18 protein-coding genes are annotated in these 20,147 nt (G+C 70.4%); all 18 read left to right on the plus strand.

The window, feature by feature from the left end:
• Window positions 1-31 precede the first annotated feature (31 nt).
• The 18 genes from purL (at window position 32) to ACYVJH_RS12485 (ending at window position 19,925) form a co-directional block, all read left to right on the plus strand.
• Window positions 32-3,886: a phosphoribosylformylglycinamidine synthase gene (gene purL / locus ACYVJH_RS12400; protein WP_460454962.1), complete on the plus strand. Its 3,855-nt coding sequence runs from the start codon at window positions 32-34 to the stop codon at window positions 3,884-3,886.
• A gap of 93 nt (window positions 3,887-3,979) precedes the next feature.
• On the plus strand, window positions 3,980-5,692 hold the full coding sequence (gene gspE / locus ACYVJH_RS12405; protein WP_460454963.1) for a type II secretion system ATPase GspE: 1,713 nt from the start codon (window positions 3,980-3,982) through the stop codon (window positions 5,690-5,692).
• A gap of 4 nt (window positions 5,693-5,696) precedes the next feature.
• Window positions 5,697-6,914: a type II secretion system F family protein gene (locus ACYVJH_RS12410; protein ID WP_460454964.1), complete on the plus strand. Its 1,218-nt coding sequence runs from the start codon at window positions 5,697-5,699 to the stop codon at window positions 6,912-6,914.
• Window positions 6,915-6,918: 4 nt separating this feature from the next.
• On the plus strand, window positions 6,919-7,344 hold the full coding sequence (gene gspG / locus ACYVJH_RS12415; protein ID WP_460454965.1) for a type II secretion system major pseudopilin GspG: 426 nt from the start codon (window positions 6,919-6,921) through the stop codon (window positions 7,342-7,344).
• A gap of 18 nt (window positions 7,345-7,362) precedes the next feature.
• The gene (locus ACYVJH_RS12420; protein WP_460454966.1) at window positions 7,363-7,815 is read left to right on the plus strand and encodes a GspH/FimT family protein; all 453 of its coding nucleotides are present in this window, start codon (window positions 7,363-7,365) and stop codon (window positions 7,813-7,815) included.
• Window positions 7,812-8,267, plus strand: coding sequence for a type IV pilus modification PilV family protein (locus tag ACYVJH_RS12425; protein WP_460454967.1), 456 nt, complete (start codon window positions 7,812-7,814; stop codon window positions 8,265-8,267). Before ACYVJH_RS12420 ends, ACYVJH_RS12425 begins: the two co-directional genes overlap by 4 nt.
• Window positions 8,264-8,956 (plus strand): prepilin-type N-terminal cleavage/methylation domain-containing protein, encoded by a 693-nt coding sequence (locus tag ACYVJH_RS12430; RefSeq protein ID WP_460454968.1) that lies wholly within the window; start codon window positions 8,264-8,266, stop codon window positions 8,954-8,956. The genes ACYVJH_RS12425 and ACYVJH_RS12430 overlap by 4 nt, the downstream gene beginning before the upstream one ends.
• On the plus strand, window positions 8,953-9,831 hold the full coding sequence (locus ACYVJH_RS12435; protein ID WP_460454969.1) for a type II secretion system minor pseudopilin: 879 nt from the start codon (window positions 8,953-8,955) through the stop codon (window positions 9,829-9,831). The genes ACYVJH_RS12430 and ACYVJH_RS12435 overlap by 4 nt, the downstream gene beginning before the upstream one ends.
• On the plus strand, window positions 9,831-10,964 hold the full coding sequence (locus tag ACYVJH_RS12440; protein ID WP_460454970.1) for a PilN domain-containing protein: 1,134 nt from the start codon (window positions 9,831-9,833) through the stop codon (window positions 10,962-10,964). Before ACYVJH_RS12435 ends, ACYVJH_RS12440 begins: the two co-directional genes overlap by 1 nt.
• Window positions 10,948-11,541 carry a type II secretion system protein GspM gene (gene gspM, locus ACYVJH_RS12445; protein WP_460454971.1) on the plus strand — a complete coding sequence of 198 codons (594 nt, stop codon included), beginning with the start codon at window positions 10,948-10,950 and terminating at the stop codon, window positions 11,539-11,541. Before ACYVJH_RS12440 ends, gspM begins: the two co-directional genes overlap by 17 nt.
• Entirely contained in the window at window positions 11,534-12,262 is a 729-nt protein-coding gene (locus ACYVJH_RS12450) for a hypothetical protein (RefSeq protein WP_460454972.1), read from the plus strand. The genes gspM and ACYVJH_RS12450 overlap by 8 nt, the downstream gene beginning before the upstream one ends.
• Window positions 12,263-12,266: 4 nt before the next feature.
• Window positions 12,267-14,450: a type II secretion system secretin GspD gene (gene gspD, locus ACYVJH_RS12455; protein ID WP_460454973.1), complete on the plus strand. Its 2,184-nt coding sequence runs from the start codon at window positions 12,267-12,269 to the stop codon at window positions 14,448-14,450.
• A gap of 1 nt (window position 14,451) precedes the next feature.
• Window positions 14,452-15,225 carry an ABC transporter permease gene (locus ACYVJH_RS12460; protein WP_460454974.1) on the plus strand — a complete coding sequence of 258 codons (774 nt, stop codon included), beginning with the start codon at window positions 14,452-14,454 and terminating at the stop codon, window positions 15,223-15,225.
• Complete coding sequence (locus ACYVJH_RS12465) at window positions 15,222-16,412, plus strand: ABC transporter ATP-binding protein (protein ID WP_460454975.1); 1,191 nt, start codon at window positions 15,222-15,224, stop codon at window positions 16,410-16,412. Before ACYVJH_RS12460 ends, ACYVJH_RS12465 begins: the two co-directional genes overlap by 4 nt.
• Window positions 16,409-17,266, plus strand: coding sequence for a glycosyltransferase family 2 protein (locus ACYVJH_RS12470; RefSeq protein WP_460454976.1), 858 nt, complete (start codon window positions 16,409-16,411; stop codon window positions 17,264-17,266). Before ACYVJH_RS12465 ends, ACYVJH_RS12470 begins: the two co-directional genes overlap by 4 nt.
• A gap of 9 nt (window positions 17,267-17,275) precedes the next feature.
• Window positions 17,276-18,115, plus strand: coding sequence for a class I SAM-dependent methyltransferase (locus tag ACYVJH_RS12475; RefSeq protein WP_460454977.1), 840 nt, complete (start codon window positions 17,276-17,278; stop codon window positions 18,113-18,115).
• A complete protein-coding gene (locus ACYVJH_RS12480) occupies window positions 18,112-18,987 on the plus strand; it encodes a glycosyltransferase family 2 protein (protein WP_460454978.1) in 876 nt (291 codons plus the stop codon). Before ACYVJH_RS12475 ends, ACYVJH_RS12480 begins: the two co-directional genes overlap by 4 nt.
• A complete protein-coding gene (locus tag ACYVJH_RS12485) occupies window positions 18,984-19,925 on the plus strand; it encodes an SPASM domain-containing protein (RefSeq protein ID WP_460454979.1) in 942 nt (313 codons plus the stop codon). The genes ACYVJH_RS12480 and ACYVJH_RS12485 overlap by 4 nt, the downstream gene beginning before the upstream one ends.
• Window positions 19,926-20,147 lie beyond the last annotated feature (222 nt).

The following is a 20,147-nucleotide window of genomic DNA, read 5'->3' on the forward strand; positions in this document are numbered from 1 at the left end:
GCGGCTCGCTTCCCCAGGGATCTGTGCGGACATGATCGTCCTCGAGGGCCTTCCGGCCCTGTCGCCTTTCCGGCACGAACGTCTCCAAGCCCGCCTGCAGCAGCTCGTACCCGGGCTCCGGCTCACCGGCGCTTGGTTCGTCTACTTCATCGAGCCCGGCTCCGGCGGCAGCCCGGACACCGCTGCGCTGGGCCGCATCCTGGAAGGCTGCGTGTCCTTCGAAGCCGCCGCGCCCGGCGCCAGCTCGCGCTTCGTGGTGCCGCGCCTGGGCACGATGTCGCCCTGGGCCAGCAAGGCCACTGAAATCCTGCGTGGTGCCGGCCTGGCGGTGAAGCGTGTCGAACGTGGCACCCGGCTCGACCTCGAAGGCCTGCCGGCCGCGGGCGATGCGCGCTGGCCGAAACTGGCCCGCATCCTGCACGACCCGATGACCCAGTCCCTGCTCGAGACCCGTGAACAGGCCTCGGCGCTGTTCGTGGCCGGCCAGCCCGGCCAGGTCGAGCGCATTGCCCTGGACCAGCTCGAAGCCGCCAACCGCCGCCTGGGCCTGGCCCTGTCGGATGACGAAATCGACTACCTGCGCCGCCGCTACGGCGACCTGGGCCGCGACCCGTCCGATGCCGAACTGATGATGTTCGCGCAGGCCAACTCCGAACACTGCCGGCACAAGATCTTCAATGCCGACTGGACCATCGATGGCGAGCAGCAAAGCCATTCCTTGTTCCGGATGATCAAGAACACCCACGCCCGCAGCCCGCAGCTGACGCTTACCGCCTACAGCGACAACGCGGCGGTCGTGCAGGGCCATTCCGGCGCGCGTTTCCGGCCCGAGGCCGGCACCGGTGAATACGGCCACAGCGCACCGATGGATTCGGCCTTTGCCATCAAGGTCGAAACCCACAACCACCCGACCGCCATTTCGCCTTTCCCGGGCGCCGCCACCGGCGCCGGTGGCGAGATCCGCGACGAGGGAGCCACCGGTCGCGGCGGCAAGCCCAAGGCCGGTCTTACCGGTTTTTCGGTCTCGCACCTGCGTATCCCGTCGCTGCCCCAGCCCTGGGAAGGCGAGCGCCCGCTCAACCCGCGCATGGCCACGGCCCTGGAAATCATGACCGACGGCCCGATCGGCGCGGCCGCGTTCAACAATGAATTCGGCCGCCCGGCGCTGGCCGGCTACTTCCGCAGTTTCGAACAGGTCACCGACCAGCCCGGCCTGGTGCGCGCCTACGACAAGCCGATCATGCTGGCGGGCGGCCTGGGTGCCATCGACCCCTCGCAGGTCACCAAGCTGGGCCTGCGCCCGGGTGACGCGGTGGTGGTGCTCGGCGGCCCGGCGATGCTCATCGGCCTCGGCGGCGGCGCCGCTTCGTCGGTGGCATCGGGCCAGAGTTCGGAAGACCTCGATTTCGCCTCGGTCCAGCGCGACAACCCCGAGATGCAGCGCCGCTGCCAGGAAGTGATCGACCGCTGTTTCGCCCAGGGCGAACGCAACCCGATCCTGACCGCGCACGACGTTGGTGCCGGCGGCCTGTCCAACGCCATTCCCGAGCTGCTGCACGACTCCAACGTCGGTGGCGTCATCGACATGGCGAAGATCCCCAGCGACGATCCCTCGCTGTCGCCGATGCAGCTTTGGTCGAACGAAGCCCAGGAGCGTTACGTGCTGGGCGTCGCCGCCGACCGCGTGGCCGATTTCGAGGCCATCTGCCGGCGCGAGCGCGCCGTGTTCGCGGTGGTTGGCCATGCCACCGCCGAAGAACGCCTGGTGCTGCGTGCACCGGACGACAGCACCCCGATCGACCTGCCGATGGACCTGCTGTTCGGCAATTCACCGAAGATGCTTCGCGACACCCAGCGTGAACCGGCCCCGCGCTGGCCGCGCCTGGAAAGCGCCAGGCTCGACCTGCACGAAGCCGGCCTGCGCGTGCTGGCGCACCCGACGGTTGCGTCCAAGAACTTCCTGGTCACCATCGGCGACCGCAGCGTCGGCGGCCTGTGCTCGCGCGACCAGATGGTCGGCCCCTGGCAGCTGCCGCTGGCCGACGTCGCCATCACCCTGACCGACTTCAACGGCGTGGCCGGCGAAGCCATGGCCGTGGGCGAACGCACGCCGCTGGCCCTGATCGACGCTGCTGCCTCGGCGCGCATGGCCGTGGGCGAAGCCATCACCAACCTCGCCGCGGCGCCGGTGGCCTCGCTCGAGGAAGTGAAGCTGTCGGCCAACTGGATGGCGGCGGCCTCGTTCCCGGGCGAGGACGCGGCCCTGTTCGACGCGGTCAGGGCCGTGGGCATGGAACTGTGCCCGGAACTCGACCTGTCGATCCCGGTCGGCAAGGACTCGCTGTCCATGCAGGCGCAGTGGCAGGCCGACGAAGGCCCGCAAAAAGTCGTCTCGCCGGTCTCGCTGGTGGTCAGCGCCTTCGCCCGCGTCGCCGACGCGCGCCGGCAGCTGCTGCCGGTGCTCGACCGCGGCGCCGATTCCGAAATCTGGCTGATCGGCCTGGGCGCCGGCCAGCGGCGCATGGGTGGCTCGATCCTGGCCCAGGTGCACGGCGCCTTCGGTGGCGCCTGTCCGGACCTGGACGAACCCGGCCGCCTGCGCGCCTTCTTTGAAATGATCCAGGCCGCGCGTGCCGACGACCTGCTGCTTGCCTATCACGACCGGTCCGACGGCGGCGCTTTCGCGGCGCTGTGCGAGATGGCCTTCGCCGGCCACTGCGGCCTCGAGCTCAACCTCGAAGGCTGGGGTGACGATGCCTTCGCCGCGCTCTTCAACGAAGAGCTCGGCGCGGTCGTGCAGATAGCCTCCGAAGACCGCGTGGCCTTCGCCGATCTCGTCAACCGCCACGACCTCACCCACTGCGCCCAGCGCATCGGCAAGCCGACCACGGCGCCGGTGGTGCGGGTGAACCAGGGTCGCGAACTGCTGGCCGAATGGAGCTGGCAGCAGCTTTTCGGCGCCTGGTGGTCGGTGACGCACGCCATCCAGGCCCTGCGCGACGACCCGGCCGGTGCCGACGGCGAACGCGCCGCGCGCCTGGACTTCGCCGACCCGGGCCTGTCGCCGGTGCTGACGTTCGACCCGGCCCAGGACATCGCCGCGCCCTACATCCACACCGGCGTCCGGCCCCGGATCGCCGTGCTGCGCGAGCAGGGTGTCAACGGCCAGGTGGAAATGGCGGCCGCCTTCGACCGCGCCGGCTTCAGCGCGGTTGACGTGCACATGACCGACCTCATCGAAGGACGGCACCGGCTGGAAGACTTCAAGGGCCTGGCCGCCTGCGGCGGCTTCAGCTACGGCGACGTGCTCGGCGCCGGCCGCGGCTGGGCCACGTCCATCCTCGAGCGCCCCGGCCTGCGCGAACAGTTCGCGCGTTTCTTCGAGCGTCCCGACAGCTTCAGCCTGGGCGTGTGCAACGGCTGCCAGATGCTGGCCCAGCTCAAGGGCCTGGTGCCCGGCGCCGAACACTGGCCGCGTTTCCTGCGCAACCGCAGCGAACAGTACGAAGCCCGCCTCGCCCTGGTGGAAGTGCTGGACTCGCCCTCGATCCTGCTCGCCGGCATGGCCGGCTCGCGCATCCCGGTCGTGGTGGCGCATGGCGAAGGCCAGGCCCGCTTCGACCAGCCCGGCCACCAGGGCCAGGCGGCGGTGGCCTTGCGGTTCGTGGACAACAGCGGCGCCGTCACCGAGGCTTACCCGGCCAATCCCAATGGCTCCCCGGCCGGCATCACCGGCCTGGCCAGCCGCGACGGCCGCGCCACGCTGATGATGCCGCACCCCGAGCGCGTGTTCCGGACCCTGCAGATGAGCTGGCACCCGGCCGACTGGGGCGAGGACTCGCCCTGGATGCGCATGTTCCGCAACGCCCGCGCCTGGGTCGGCTGACGAGGTTTTCCTACGCCGCCCCTCGCCCTCGGGGGAGGGCAGGGTGGGGGCTTACCTGCTAAATTCCGGGCTCCCCCAGACGTGGAGCCCCGCGTGGCCGCGGCCCTGAACGAACAACCCGGCAATGCCGACCTGCGGGTCGCCGAAGCCCTGGCCGAACGCGGCCGCCTCAAGGACAGCGACCTCGCGCGCGCCCAGCGCCTGCACGCCGAGGCCGGCGGTTCGCTGGTGGCGCTGCTGGTGCGCCTGGGCATGGTGTCCGAGCGCGACATGGCCGAAACCGCGGCCGAAGTCATGGGACTGCCGCTGCTGTCCACCAAGGACTGCCCGGAAGCGCCGCCGGCGGGCGTGCAGCTGTCCCTGCGTTTCCTCAAGCAGGCTTCGGTCTGCCCGGTGGGCGAGGATGAAACCCACGTCGACCTGCTGGTCGCCGACCCCCAGGATCCCTACGCCGCCGAAGCCGTGGCCCTGGCCACCGGCCGCGCGGTGCGCGTGAAGGTGGGCCTGCGCGCCGAGATCGCCGACCTGGTCGAGCGCTACTACGGCTCGGGCCGCTCGGCCATGGGCACCATCGTCGAGAACCTGGGCGACGAATCGAGTGGCGACGAAGCCGACGTCGAGCAGCTGCGCGACCTGGCGTCCGAAGCCCCGGTCATCCGCCTGGTGAACCTCGTCATCCAGCGTGCGGTCGAGCTGCGCGCCTCGGACATCCACATCGAACCCTTCGAAAATCGCCTCAAGGTGCGCTACCGCGTCGACGGCGTGCTCGAGGAAGCCGAGTCGCCGCCGGCCAACCTCACCGCCGCGGTGATCTCGCGCATCAAGATCATGGCCAAGCTCAACATCGCCGAACGCCGGCTGCCGCAGGACGGCCGGATCATGGTGCGAGTGCAGGGCAAGGAGCTGGATCTTCGTGTTTCGTCGGTGCCCACGGCGCATGGCGAATCCGTGGTCATGCGCCTGCTCGACCGCGAGTCGGTGGTGCTGGACTTCAAGGCCCTGGGATTCACCGACGAGTTCCTGGACAAGTTCGTCAAGGTGCTCGAGCAGCCGCACGGCATCCTGCTGGTCACCGGCCCCACCGGTTCGGGCAAGACCACCACGCTGTACGCGGCGCTCAGCCAGCTCAACACGCCCGACGTGAAGATCATCACCGTCGAGGACCCGGTCGAATACCAGATCGAAGGCATCAACCAGATCCAGGCCAAGCCGCAGATCGGCCTGGACTTCGCCCAGGCCCTGCGCAGCATCGTGCGCCAGGATCCGGACATCATCATGATCGGCGAAATGCGCGACCTGGAAACCTCGCGCATCGCCATCCAGTCGGCGCTGACCGGCCATCTGGTGCTGTCGACGCTGCACACCAACAACGCCGCCGGCGGCATCACCCGCATGATGGACATGGGCGTCGAGGACTACCTGCTCACCTCCACCGTGAACGGCATCCTTGCCCAGCGCCTGGTGCGCCGCATCGAGCCCACGCACGCCGAGAAGTACGAAGCGCTGCCGGAGGTGATCGAGGAATTCGGCCTGCGCCGGTTCCAGCCCGAAGGCCCGATCCATCTCTACCGGCCGAAGCCTTCCCCGCTGACGCCCACCGGCTACCTGGGCCGCACCACCATCATGGAGTTCCTGGTGATGGACGACGACCTGCGCCGGCTGGTGATGCAGCACGCCGGCATGGGCGAGCTCGAGGACGCGGCGCGCGCCCGCGGCATGCGCACCATGTACGAAGACGGCCTGCTCAAGGCCATGCAGGGGCTGACGACCATCGAGGAAGTCCTGCGCGTGACCCAGGAAGCCTGAGCCGATGCCGCTGTTCCGCTACAAGGCCCTGTCCACCGTCGGCGAATCGCTGGAAGGGCAGATGGAGGCCGGGAGCGCCGACGAGGTGATCGTGCGCCTGCAGGAGCAGGGCCACCTGCCGGTGGAGGCCCGCCGCGCCGACGAAGACGGCGCCGGCGTCGGCTGGACGCCGCCGTGGCGGCGCAAGGAGTTCGACGAAGAGCAGGTGCTGCAGTTCACCCAGCAGCTGGCCACGCTGCTCGGCGCCGGCCAGCCGCTCGACCGCGCCCTGGGCATCCTGCTCGAATTGCCCGACACCGCGCAGGCCCGGCGCGTGGTCGAACGCATCCGCGAAGCCGTGCGCGGCGGCACCCCGCTGTCCACCGCGCTCGAGCAGCAGCACGGCGTGTTCTCGCGCCTGTACGTGAACCTGGTCCGCGCAGGCGAGGCCGGCGGCAACGTGCACGAATCCCTGGGCCGGCTGGCCGACTACCTCGAGCGCAACGCCAAGCTGCGTGGCCGGGTGGTCAACGCCCTGATCTACCCGGTGATCCTGGTGGTCATGGTCTTTGCCTCGGTGGCCTTCCTGATGGCCGTGGTGGTGCCGCAGTTCCAGGAATTGTTCGAAAGCATGAATGCCGACCTGCCCTGGTATTCCGAAGCCGTGCTGCATGTCAGCCTGTTCATGCGCAGCTGGTGGTGGGTGGTGGCGTTGATCCTGGCGGGCGCCGGGATGTGGCTGGCGGTGCGCCTGCGCGAGCCCGATGCCCGCCGCGCCATCGACGCGCGCCTGCTGCGGCTGCGCTACGTCGGCGATCTGGTGGCGCGCCTGGACACCGCCCGCCTGGCGCGCACCCTGGGCACCCTGGTGCGCAACGGCGTACCGCTGCTCAGCGCGCTGAACTTGTCGCGCCCGGTGCTGTCGAACCGGGTGCTGGCCGACGCGGTCGAGGTGGCGGCCGAGGACGTCAAGACCGGCAACGGGCTGGGGTACGCACTGGGTCGGCAGAAGTGTTTCCCCCGCCTGGCCGTGCAGATGATCCAGGTCGGCGAAGAGTCAGGTGAACTCGATACCATGCTGCTGAAGGTGGCCGACACCTTCGACCAGGAAACCAGCAACGCGCTCGACCGGCTGATGGCGGCGCTGGTGCCGGCCCTGACCATCCTGATGACGGTGGTGGTCGCGGTGATCATCCTGTCCGTGCTGCTTCCCATCTACGACCTCACCAACGCCATAGGCTGACACCATGCAAGCAATGCCCCGCAAGATTTCCGCCCCGCGCAGCCAGCGCGGCATGAGCCTGATCGAGATTATGATCGTGATCGTGCTGATCGGCGGCGTGCTGGCCCTGATCACCAGCCGCGTCATGGGCGGACAGGACCGTGCCAACGTCAAGCTGACCGAAAGCCAGCTGATCACCCTGGCGCAGAAGGTCGACGCCTACCGCCAGGACACCGGCCGCCTGCCCGATTCACTCGACCAGCTGGTCACCAGCGGCGGCCAGCCGAACTGGCTGGGTCCCTACGCGACAGCCGAAGAGCTCAAGGACCCGTGGCAGACGCCGATCGAACTTCGCCGTCCCGGCAGCAACGGTCCCTTCGAGCTGGTCAGCCTGGGTGCCGACCAGGCCCCGGGCGGCGAAAGCGTCAACGCGGACATCCGCAAGCCCTGACGGGCCGGCGACGCCGCCATGAATCGCGCGCGCGGCATGTCGCTGCTGGAGCTGCTGATGGTGCTGGTGCTTGTCGCCACCCTGGCCGGCATCGGTGCGACGGTCATCGGGCGGCAGTTGCCGGGGCGCGAATTGCATGACGCCGCCCGCACCGTCGCCGGCGAACTGCGCTTCGCGCGTGCACGCGCCATTGCCACCGGCAGGCCGCAGGTGTTCGTGATCGACGTGAACACCCGCAGCTGGCAAGGCGCCGACGAGCGCAAGGGCACGCTGCCCGAGGGCCTGGACGTGGTCGCCACCACCGCCCGCGAAGAGCGGCCCGCGCGCGACCAGGCCGCCGTCAGGTTTTTCCCGGAAGGCGCCGCCACGGGCGGCCGAATCGTCATCAAGCGCGGTGGAGCCGCCTGGCGCGTGGACGTCGCCTGGCTCACCGGCGAGGTCACGCTCAGCCGCGGCGAGGGCCCCGCATGAAGCGTGCGCGCGGTTTCAGCCTGATCGAGGTGATGCTCGCCTTCGTGCTGATGGCGGTGTCGCTGGCTATCCTGATCGCCATCCTCGGCGGCGGCCTGGCCCAGGTGCGCACGTCCGGCGACGCCACCGAAGCCAGCCTGCTGGCACAGAGCCTGCTGGCCGAACAGGGCGTGCTGTCGGCCATCGAGCCCGGCACGCAGCAGGGCGAATTCGCGCGCGGGCGCTACCGCTGGACCCTGGAGATCACCGAAGTGCCCGACCCGGCGCCGGCCGCGCCGGTCATCCCGGGCGCCGAACCCATCGAAACCGCCGGCCGGGTCATGCCCAACGCTCCGGTGCTGTACCAGCTGCAGCTCGACGTGGGCTGGGGCGAGGACGACTACGCCCGCCAGCTGCGTTTCACCAGCCTGCGCGCGCGCTATCCGCCGATGCTGGAAGGGGCGCTGCCATGAGCCGGCACGCGCGCGGTTTCAGCCTGATCGAAGTAATGATGGCCACGGCGCTGCTGGCGGCCGGCATGGCCCTGGCTTTCGCCGCGGTCAGCAACGCGACCCGCGCCACGGCCGCGGCCGAAGTCGAGTCGGCGCGCAATGAACGGCTTCGCGCGGCGCAGAGTTTCCTGCGCCGCCAGCTGGAAGGCGCGCTGCTGCTGCCGATGGAGGTGCCGCGCGCCGGCGAGGAGGCGCCGGTGTTCGAAGCCAGCGCCGACCACCTGCGCCTGGTGGCGCCGATGCCGGGCTACCTCTCGCGGGGCGGTCCGCACGTGCAGGAATTCCGCCTGGTGCGCGGCGCCGGCGGCCTGCGCCTGGAATTCCAGCACCAGCAGCTCAGCCCGGAAGGCCCGATCGAACACGACCGTCCGCCGGAAGTGCTGCTCGACGGCATCCGCGACGCCCGTTTCGCCGTGCGCACGCTCGACCAGACCGGCGAAGCCGGCGACTGGCTGGCCGACTGGGAAACGGTGGGGCAGATCCCGCGCCTGGTGCGCCTGGAACTCGAGTTCGCTGAACCGCGTGCTCGTTGGCCCGACTTCGTGGCCGCGCCACGGCTGGGCCAGTCGCTGCCGCCGGGTGCGGGCGAAGGCCTGCTGTCGCCCGGCAGCCCGGTGCCCCTGCCCGAAACGCCGGGGCCGGTGCGATGAAGGCCTCGCGCGGCGCCGCCCTGCTGCTGGTGATCTGGCTGCTGTTGCTGTTGGCCGGCGTGGTCGTGGTGTTCGCCTTCAGCGCGCGCATCGAGTCCATGCAGGGCAGTGCCCTGCGCACGCGCCTGGCGGGCCAGCTCGCCGCCGAGGCCGGCCTGGAAGTCGCGGCCCTGAGGCTGGCCGAGGCCGACCCGACCCGGCGTTGGTTTCCCGACGGCCGCGCCAACCGTTTCGATTTCGCGGGCCACACCGTGGACGTGAGGGTGCTGGACGAATCGGGGAAAGTGGACTTGAACGCGGCCGATGCGTCGCTGATCGCCAACCTGATGATCGCGCTGGGCGTGGAGGAATTGCGGGCCCGGCAGCTTGCCGGCGCCATCCAGGACTGGCGCGACACCGACGACCTGCTGGCGATCGGCGGCGGCGCCGAGGATCCCGACTACGCCGCGGCCGGCTTCGACTACGGCGCCAAGGACCAGCCCTTCAACACCGTTTCCGAGCTGCAGCAGGTACTGGGCATGGATGCCGATGTCTACGCGCGCCTGGTGCCCCATGTCACGGTGTTCACGGCGGCGCCAAGGCCCCTGCGCGATTTCGCGCAATTGCCGGTGCTGCTGGCCCTGGGAATGAACCCGGCCGATGCCGAAGCCTGGATCCAGGCGCGATCAGCCTGGCAACCCGGCCTGCCGCTGCCGGTATCGCCGGAAGGCGGCGCCCTCGCCGCGGCCGGGTCCGGCACGTATAGTGTGGCCAGCCGCGCCGTCCGTCCGGACGGCCTGGCGGTCGAAGTCACCAGCACCGTGCAGATCGGCGCGGCGGCGGGCTTCGGCCAGCTCTACGCACCGCTGGCCTGGCGGGTAGGGGAACCCGACTGATGCCTGCTGTCGATACATTGATCACATCGCTCGAAACCCTGCGCCTGCGCCTGGCACGCACGCCGCTGCCCGGCTGGGGCCACGAAGCCGCCGCGGCCTGGCGCGACCTCCTGCCGGCGGGCCTGCGCCCGCTGCTGCAGGGTGAGGCCAACCGCTTGCTGCTCGATCGCCATTCCGACCTGCTGCAGGTGGCCGTGGCCGACGCCGCGGGCGAACGCCCGCTCGGCGACGTTTCGCTGGATGACCCGTCGCTGCAGGATGCCCTGGCCCGCCGGCTGGGCGAGTCGCCGGCGCCGGTCTGGCTGATGTTGCCGGCCAGTGCCGTGCTTCGCCGTACGCTCACGCTTCCCGCTGCCGCCGAGGCGCGCCTGCGCGACGTGTTGGCCCACGAAATCGACCGCCAGACACCGTTCTCCGCCGACCAGGTGAGTTTCGAAGGCCGGGTGCTGGCCCGGGACGCCGCCGGCCAGTCGCTGCGGGTGGAGCTGCTGGTGTTGCCGCGGGCCCGCCTCGAACGTGAGCTGCAGTCCATCGGCCCCCTGGCCGGGTGCCTGGCCGGTGCCGACGTGCGCGACGCGGACGGCCGCGGCCTGGGCGTCAACCTGCTCACGCACACCCAGCGCGCCCGCCGCAGCGACCCGTCTCGCAGGTTCAACCTGGGACTGGCGGCCGTGGCCCTGGTGGCCCTGCTGCTGGCCCTGGGCCTGGTCCGCTACAACCGCGGCGAAGCCCTGGCCGACCTGCGCGCGGACGTGGCCGATGCCACGGCCGAAGTCCGGCAGGCCCGCCTGGCGCGAAACCAGCTGGTGGCCAAGGTCGAGGCCGCCAACTTCCTGGCCACGCGCCGCGCCGCCCAGCCGACCATGCTCGAACTGCTCGACGAACTCACCCGCCTCATTCCCGACGACACCTCGGTGGACAAGCTCACCGTGAATGACGGCCGCCTGGTGATGGTCGGGCAGAGCCGCGCCGCGCCGGCGCTGGTGGGGCTGCTGCAGGCTTCCCCGCTGCTCGAGGAGCCCGCGCTTACCGGCGCGGTGCAGGCCGACCCGCGCACCGGTCGCGACCGTTTCACCCTGACCGCGCGCGTGGTTGGCGCCAACCCGGAGGCTGGCGATGACACCGTCCGCTGACCGTCTGCGCTGGCTGCTGGTGGGCGCGGCCATCGCCACGCTTGCCTATTTCGTGCTGGTGCACTGGTGGTTCACCGCGCCGATGCTGGCCATGGGCGACGAGATCGGCCGTCTGCGCGACGAACACCTCATGCTGCGCATGGAAATCGCCCAACGTCCCGCGCTGGAGGCCGAGCTCGAGCGCGTTCGCGCCTTTGAAGCCGGCAATACCGCCTACCTTCCCGAAGCCAACCGCCAGCTGGCCACCGCCGCGCTGGTGCAGCGGCTCGAGTCGGTGGTTTCGGAGGCCAGCCCGCAGTCTTCGCGTTGCCAGATCACCGCCCGCACGCCCACCGAAAGCCGCAGCGACGAACCCTTCGTGCGTGCCACCGTGCAGGTGCGCCTGCGCTGCGGCATGCCCGAGCTGGCGGCGGTCCTGCACGCGCTCGAAAGTGGCAGTCCGCAGCTGTTCGTGGACAACCTCGACCTGCTCTCGCGCGCCAGCTACCTCGGGTCCGCCCAGGAGTCGGGGGCGGTGGACGTGAACTTCAACCTCTATGGCTACCTACTCGACGTGCCGGGGGTGCCTGGTGCTTGAGTCCCTGCGCCCGGTCAACGTCTTGCCGGCTGCCCTGGCGGCCTGGGCGCTGGCCTTGCTGCTGCTGGCCATCGCCGGGCTGGGCGCGAATTTCGGCCCCCACCCGGACGATGCGGCGCTGGCGCCGCCGCTGCCCCGGGTGGAGCTGGCGGACAGCAGTCCGCGCCTGGGCCCGCCCAGCCAGTACGCGGAAGTCGCGCAGCGCCCGCTGCTGATTCCCAACCGGCGCCCGGTGGCGGTTTCCGACTCGGGCGACCAGGACGCGCCGCTGGACTTCAACCTGACCGGCATCCTGCTGGTCGGCGAGTTCCGCGCCGCGATGCTGCAGTCGCCCGACGGCCGCCGCGACGAGCGGGTTCGCGAGGGTGAACTGGTCGAGGGCACGAGCTGGCGGCTGGTATCGCTCGAGCCGCGGGCTGCGGTATTCGAGGGCCCGGAAGGGCAGCGCCGGCTGGACCTGCGGCTTTACGACGGCAGCGGCGACCCGGTGCGTCCGCGCGCCGCCGCCGGGCCGACGCCCGCCGCGGACAGCCGCCGCAGCCGCCGCACCGGCGAGGTGGCGCAGGAAGGTGCGCCGGACGGGGCGCCGGCCGAAGCACCGGCCAAGGAAACCGAGGCCATGAGCGAAGAACAGCAAGTCGAAGCAATCCGCCGCCGCATCGAGGCCCGCCGCGCGCAGATGCGCGAGCAGTCCGCGCGGGAAGGCCAGAAGGTAGAGTAGCCAGATGAATTTCCGACTCCGTCCCGCCCTCCTCGTCGTGCTGGCCCTGCTGGTGTTCCTGGCAGGCTGCGCCACGCCGGCCTCGCCGGTGGTCCGCCGCGGCGCCGACCCGCTGGCCGGCGTGCCGGTGATCAGCCGCGAAGCCACCTCGCCGGAGGCCGGCGCCGACCCGTCCACCGCGCCGGAAGAAGCCGCGCCCGATCCCTACGCCGCCCGGCTCACCCCGGGCACCGGCCGGGTCATCAACGAACGGGTCGCCTCGGCGCCGCCGCCGTCCCTGGACCTGCCCGGCGAGGCCACCTTCAACTTCGAAGGCGAGCCCGTGCACGCCGTGGTCAAGGTGATCCTGGGCGACCTGCTGCAACAGAACTACGTCATCGCACCGGGCGTGCAGGGCCAGGTGACGCTGGCCACGCCGCGTCCGGTCAACGCCGCCCAGGCCCTGGGCCTGCTGGAAATGGTGCTGGGCTGGAACAATGCCCGCCTGGTCTGGCTTGACGGTCGCTACAACGTGCTGCCGACCGAGCAGGCAATCGCCGGCAACCTGTCGCCGCGTACCGGCGGTGCCGGCAACGCCCGCGGTTACGAGGTGCGTGCGGTGCCGCTGCAGTTCATTTCGGCCAACGAAATGAAGAAGCTGCTCGAGCCCTACGCGCGCCCCAATGCCGTGGTCAGCACCGACCCGGCCCGCAACATGATCGTGCTGGCCGGCACCCGCGCCGAGCTGCAGAATTACCTGCGCACCATCGAGATCTTCGACGTCGACTGGCTGTCGGGCATGTCGGTGGGCGTGTACCCGCTGCTGTCGGCCGAGGCCGACGACGTGGTCGGCGAACTCGAGGCCATCTTCGGCGCCGAAGGCAATACGCCGGTGTCGGGCATGTTCCGCTTCATGCCGCTGCAGGGCCAGAACGCCGTGCTGGTGATCACGCCGCAGCCGCGTTACCTCAACGAAGCCAAGACCTGGATCGAACGCCTGGACGCCGGCGGCGGCGAAGGCGCGCGCCTGTACACCTACGAAGTGCTGTACATGAAGGCCACCGACCTGGCCGAGCAGCTGAGCCAGGTCTTCGGCGGGGGTTATTCGGCCTCCGGTGGCGGCGACGCCGCGGGCCCGCCCTCGCTGATGCCCGGCCTGGAGCCGGTGCAGATCCGCTCGATCAATACGCCGGCGCCCGACGCCGCCGACCCTGGCGCGCGCGCCAAGGCGGCCGAACAGGCGGCGGCTGGCCGCGGCGGCGGCGACGGCATCGCGGTGGGCTCGTCCAACGACGTGTCGGTGAGCGCGGTCGAAGAATCCAACGCCCTGCTCGTACGCGCAACGCCGGGTCAGTGGGAGTCGATCCGCCGGACCATCGAACGCCTGGACACCATGCCGCTGCAGGTGCACATCGAGGCGCAGGTGGTCGAGGTCGAACTCAGCGGCAAGCTCAGCTATGGCGTCAACTGGTTCTTCGAACAGGCCGTGACCGAAAACGACCTGCCCAGCGCCCTGGGCCGCGACATCTGGGGCGACATCGCCGGCAGCATCACCGGCAGCAACGGCCTGGGCTGGACCTTCCTCGGTCGCAACGCCGCGGCGGTCATCTCGGCGCTGGACAACCATTCCAACGTGCGCGTGCTGTCCACGCCGTCCGTGGTCGTGCGCAACAACGCCGAAGCCAAGCTCGACGTCGGCACCAAGATCCCGGTCAACTCGACCAGCTTCAACCCGATCATCGGCGACGGCACCGGCGGCAACGGCACCTTCACCCAGGTGCAGTACCTCGATACCGGCGTCATCCTCACGGTCACGCCGCGCATCAGCCGCGACGGCACCGTGTTCATGGAAATCGACCAGGAGGTCAGTTCGCCCGGTGACACGCCGGACGACAATGGCAACCTGCCGATCAACAAGCGCAGCCTCGTCACCGAAGCCGCGATCCAGAGCGGCGAAACCGTGATGCTGGCCGGCCTCATCCGCGACAGCTCGCTCAAGGGCAGCGACGGAATCCCGGGCCTGAGCCGTCTGCCGGTGGTCGGTGCCCTGTTCGGCAAGAAGACCGAAGACAACCTGCGCACCGAAGTGATCATCCTGGTCACCCCGCGCGTCATCCGCGACCCGAACGAAGCCCGTCGCCTGACCGACGAATACGGCGAGCGTTTCCGCGCGCTTGAGCCGATGCGCCGGGAAGACGATTCGCGCTGACATGGGTCCGGCCGTCCGCGCGGTTTTCCGCGAGCTGCTTCGACGCGAGCTCGAGGAACGCTACCGCGGCAGCCTGCTCGGTGCCGCCTGGCTGCTGCTGCTGCCGCTGCTGCAGCTGGCGGTGCTGGCCTGGGTGTTCGGCGCGCTGCTGCCGGCGCGCGCGATGGGTGGCGGCGAGCTTCCCTACGCCGCCTTCCTGGCCCTGGGTCTGTGGCCATGGAACCTGCTTGCCAATGCCGTCAACCGCGGCGTCACCGCGCTCACCGACAACGCCGCGCTGATCGGCAAGGTCACCGTGCCGCACGGGCTGTACGTGGACACCCGCGTCGCCGCCAGCGCGCTGATCGAACTGGCCGGCTTCGCCATCGTGCTGCTGGCGCTGTGGCTCTGGGGCGTACCGCTGGACTGGACCGGCCTGCCGGCCCTGGCCGCCGGCCTGGGCGTGGTGGCGGTGCTGGCCCTGGCGCTGGCACGGCTGCTGGCGGTGCTGCAGGTGTTCCTGCGCGACATCGCGGCGCTGACCAGCCAGTTGCTGGTGCTGGGCTTCTTCATGACGCCGGTGCTGTACGACCGCACGCTGCTGCCGCCGGCGGTGTCGCCGTGGCTGGTCCTGAACCCGATGACGGTGCCGGTGGAAGCCATCCGCGCCGGCCTGTCGGGTGGTCCGGTGGACTGGCAGGCCCTGGCCGTTTGCGCCGCCGTCGCCGGCCTGCTGCTGGTGTTGGCGCAGTGGCTGATGCGCCGCGGCCGTGCCCACCTCGAGGACTTCCTGTGAGCACGCCGCTGGTCGAAGTGCGCGGCCTGTGCAAGCGCTACCCGGTGCTGGGCCACCGCGGCGACCGCCTGGCGGCGCTCTGGGACGTGGTGCGCGGCCGGCCGGCGCGACGCCACGCCAGCGTGCTCGAGGACATAGGTTTCAGCGTGCAGCCGGGGGAATCGCTGGCGATCATCGGTGAAAACGGCGCCGGCAAGTCCACGCTGCTCAAGCTGATCACCGGCGTGCTGACGCCGACCTCGGGCCGGGTGCGCACCCGCGGCCGCATCGGCGCGCTGCTCGAGCTTGGCGCCGGTTTCCACCCCGAACTCAGTGGCCGCGACAACGTGCGCCTGGCCGCGGCCCTGCACGGGCTCGATGCCCGCGCGCTGGCGGAAAAGCTGCCCGAGATCGAAGCCTTTGCCGACATCGGCGACTACCTCGACGAACCGGTGAAACACTATTCCTCGGGCATGGTCGTGCGCCTGGGCTTCGCCATCATCGCCGCCGTGCGGCCGGCGCTGCTGGTCACCGACGAAGTGCTGGCGGTCGGCGACGAGGCCTTCCAGCGCAAGTGCATCCGCTGGCTCGACGACTACCTGGCCAGTGGCGGCACCCTGCTGCTGGTGTCGCATTCGCTCTACCACGTGCGCAAGCTGTGCCGGCGCGCGCTGTGGCTGCAGGACGGCAAGGTCCGCGCACTGGGTGACGTGTTCGAGGTCAGCCAGGCCTATGAAGCCGCCCAGGCGGAAAAATCCGCCGGCGAAGTCGCCAGCGAATCCGCCGCCGCACCGCGCCTGCCCGGCGAGGTCAGCGTCCAGGTCTTTCGCCTGCAGGGCGACGAGGGCAGCGACACCCTGGTGCTGGGGCAGGGCGCCGGCCTGGACTGCGAACTCGAGCTGCACAGCCGCGACGGCCGCGCGCCGGTGGCGATGCTGGGCTGGCTGCACGCCGACGGCACGCCGGTGTACGGCGTCAGCTCGGAAATGGACGACGCGAGACCCGAGCCCCTGGGCAATGGCCGCTTCGGCTTCCGCATCCGCTTCGACGCGCTGCCGCTGCTGCCGGGCCGCTATCGCCTGCGCGCGGTGGCGCTGGACGCCGAGGGCCTGCGCCTGTTCGACCAGCGCGAACGCGAAGTCGTGGTGCGCGGCGAGTCGCGCGAGTTTGGCCTGGTGCGGCTGCCGCACCGCTGGGGCGCGCCATGAGCCGCCTGCCCACGGTCATCGTGCCCATCTACAACGCGCTCGAGGCGCTGGACGCCTGCCTGGCCTCGCTCGACCGCACCTTGCCGGCCGGTGCCATCGTGCTGCTGGCCGACGACGCCTCCACCGACCCGCGCATCAGTCCGATGGCGCGTGGCTGGTGTTACCGCAGCGCCCTGGACGCCCGCTACGTGCGGCGCGAGCTGAACATGGGCTTCCCGGCCAACTGCAACGCCGCCTTCGAGGAAACCGGCGACGCCGACGTCGTGCTGCTCAACTCCGACACCGTCACCACGCCCGGCTGGCTGCAGCAGATCGCCCGCTGCGCCGACCGCGACCCGCGCATCGCCACCCTCACGCCCTGGTCCAACAACGCCGAGATCTGCAGCTTCCCGCGCTTTTGCGAAGCCAACCCGGTGCCCGAACAGCCCGACACCCTGGCCGAAGCCGCCGCCCTGACCACCGACTCCGACCTGCCCGAGCTGCCGACCGCCGTGGGCTTCTGCATGTACCTGCGCCGGGCGGCGCTGCGCCAGCTCGGTGGCTTCGACGCCGCGACCTTCGGCCGGGGCTACGGCGAGGAAAACGACTTCTGCCTGCGCGCGGCCGCCATGGGCTGGCGCAACGTGCTGTGCGAGACCGCCTACGTGGTGCACCTGGGCAATGCTTCCTTCGGCCCGCTGGACATGGCGCCCAACGGCGACAACCTGGCCCGCCTGCTGGCCCGCTGGCCCGACTACAACGAGCGCGTGGCCCGGTTCATCATGGCCGACCCGCTGCGACCGCACCGGGAGCGCCTGCAGGAAAACCTTGAAAAGATCGCGCGTTCGGGCCCGCAGCGCGACCTGTTCGGCTAGCATCTGCACATGTCCGAACGCCCCGTCCTGCCGTTCACCGGCGAGCGCTACACGCCCGAGCGCGGCCTCGAGATCGCCTACGAGCACTGGCACCGCTACGCCCTGGCGCGCCCGCTGGCCGCCGGCCGGCGCGTGCTCGACGCGGCCTGCGGCGAAGGTTACGGCAGCGCCCTTGTCGCCCGCGCCGGCGGCCGCGTGCTCGGCCTGGACACCGACGTCGAAACCATCGAACACGCCCGCAGCCGCTACGCCGGCATCCCGGGCCTGGTGTACGAACAGGCCGACGCCACCGCCCTGGACCACCTGCCCGACGCCAGCTTCGACCTGATCCTGAGTTTCGAAACGCTTGAGCACGTGCAGGCCCAGGAAAGGCTGCTCGACGGCTTCGCCCGCCTGCTCGCGCCCGGTGGCCTGCTGCTGGTGTCCACGCCCGACAAGCGCGTGTACACCGAGCTCACCGGCGAAGTGAACCCGCATCACGTGCGCGAGCTCTACCGCGATGAGTTCGAGGCCCTGCTGGCAGCGCGTTTCCCGGCCCGGCGCCTGTTCGGCCAGAAGCTGCTGTTCCAGTCGGTGCTGTGGGACCTGGCTGGAGGCGGCACGGCCGACGCCAGCACCGCCACGCCCGAAGGCCTGCAGCCCGGCCTGGCCTATGCGCCGATGTACCTGCTGGCCGCCTGCGCCCACGCGCCGCAAGCCCTGGCGGCGCTGCCGGCGCTGTCCCTGCACGGGGACCTGGCTGAAAGTGTTTACGCCGACTACCGCGACGAGGTGCGCCGCAATCGCGCCGCCGCCGCCCACATCGCCCACCTCGAGGGCGAGCTGGCCCGACTCCGGGGCGACGCGTGAACCAGACCCCCGTGCCCCAGGGAGCGCTGGACTTCGGCGCCCGCGACATCGGCGTGGTGGTCGTGACCTACGCCAGCGCCTCCACCATCGAACGCTGCCTGGCCGCGCTGCTGGCAGCCAGGCACGTGATGCGGGTGATGGTGGTGGACAACGCCTCTAAGGACGACACCTGCGCCATCGTCGAGCGACTGGCCGCGCGCGACCCGCGTGTCGGTCTGGTGCGCAACCCCGACAACCGCGGCTTTGCCGCCGCCTGCAACCAGGGCGCCACCGCGATCGCCCAGCCCTGGATCGCCTTCGTCAATCCCGATGCCTTCGTCGAACGCGACACGCTGGCCCGCCTCGCGGACGTCGCGATGGCGCGCGCCGGCGCCGGCCTGCTGGGCGTCGAACACCGGGACCCGGACGGCCAGCCCGACCCGGCGTCGCGCCGCAGTGACCCGTCGCTGCGCGAACAGCTGTTTTCCCTGGGCCGCCGCGAAAACCTGTTCCTGGGTCGCGACCCGGCCCTGGCGGTGCAGGCGGTGGACGCGGTGTCGGGCGCGCTGATGTTCCTGCCGGCGGTGCTGTTCGTGCGCATCGGCGGGTTCGACGAAGCTTATCGCCTGCACGCCGAGGACCTGGACCTGTGCCGCCGCGTTCGCCAGGCCGGCTACGAGGTGCTGGTGGTGAACGACCTGCCCGTGACCCACCTGCGCGGCGTGTCCAGCCGCCGCCGCCCGGCCTGGGTGGAATGGCAGAAACACCGGGGCATGTGGCGCTATTTCCGAAAGTTCGAGGCGCAACAGACGCCGATGTGGCTGCAGCCGCTGCTGTTCGTTGCGCTGTGGCTGCACCTGCCGCTGGCACTGGCCCGTAAGCTATGGCGATGAACCGCAAGCCCGCCCGCAGCATTTATCTCGCCCACCTGGACATCGTGCACGGCTGCCAGCTGCGTTGCCTGGGCTGCCCGAACTCGATCCTGCAGCCAAAGATCAGCCAGGTCCCGGAAGCGGATTTCGCGGCGATCCTGGCCAATATCGACGTCGACCGCATCCACCTGCTGCGCCTGTTCAACTTCGGCGAACCGCTGCTGCATCGCAATCTTTCCGGCCTGCTGGCGCACATCCCGAAGCAGCGCTGGACGGTGGAGCAGGTCGAGCTCTCGACCAACGCGCAGAAGGTCTACTGGGACGACTTCGAGAAGGCCATCGCCGGCGGCGTGCTCAGCCGCATCATCGTCAGCTGCGACGGCGACGGCACGCCGGAGGAATACGAACGCCTGCGGCCGCCGTCGCAGTGGTCGAAGCTCGAGGAGTTCCTGGAGCGCACCAAGGCGCTGTGCGACAAGCACGGCCAGGACATCGAGCTGCGCACGATGACGGTGTGCGAAGACGAGGCCTCGCGCGAGCGCTGGAACGCCTTCCTGCTGCCGCGCGGCTGGACGCCGCGTTTCCGGCGCTGGATGTGGCTGCCCGAATCGAGCCAGAACCTGACCGGCCGCGATCCTCAGCCCGGCAAGGGCGTGTGCCTGTTCATGGCCGACCCGGAGGAGTTCACCGACCATCCCTGGGATGGGGAGGTGAACCAGCTGTACATGGACGCGGACGGCACGGTGGTGCCGTGCTGCGTGCATCCGCAGGCGGGCATCCTGGGCAACCTGCGCGAGCAGTCCTACAACGAGGTGCTGGCGGGCGCCGCTCGCGCGGGCTTCGTCAGTGAACTGCGCGACAACCGCGCCGCGATGCGCATCTGCGGCGGCTGCGAAGTCGGCCCCGCCGGCGCCGCCGGCCCTCCGCAGGAAGCTGCCCTGGACGGCGGCAATAATTAGTCGCGGATCCCGCGCTTTTGCCCGGTCGTAAAGTTTTTGTTAAGGCCAACCGGCAGGCTCCCAGGCCCATCTGACGCCGTTTCGGGAGCGACCTCGCCTGACGGGAAGATGAACGCGACGCGACCTATATGAATGACGAATAAATCCTGTTAGCGTCCGGTTACTTTGCGACGGGCAGCACAGTTCTGTCACCGCCGCGCCCCTTTTTTCCGGTGGAGGATT

The sequence above is a fragment of the Arenimonas aestuarii genome (assembly GCF_054781715.1).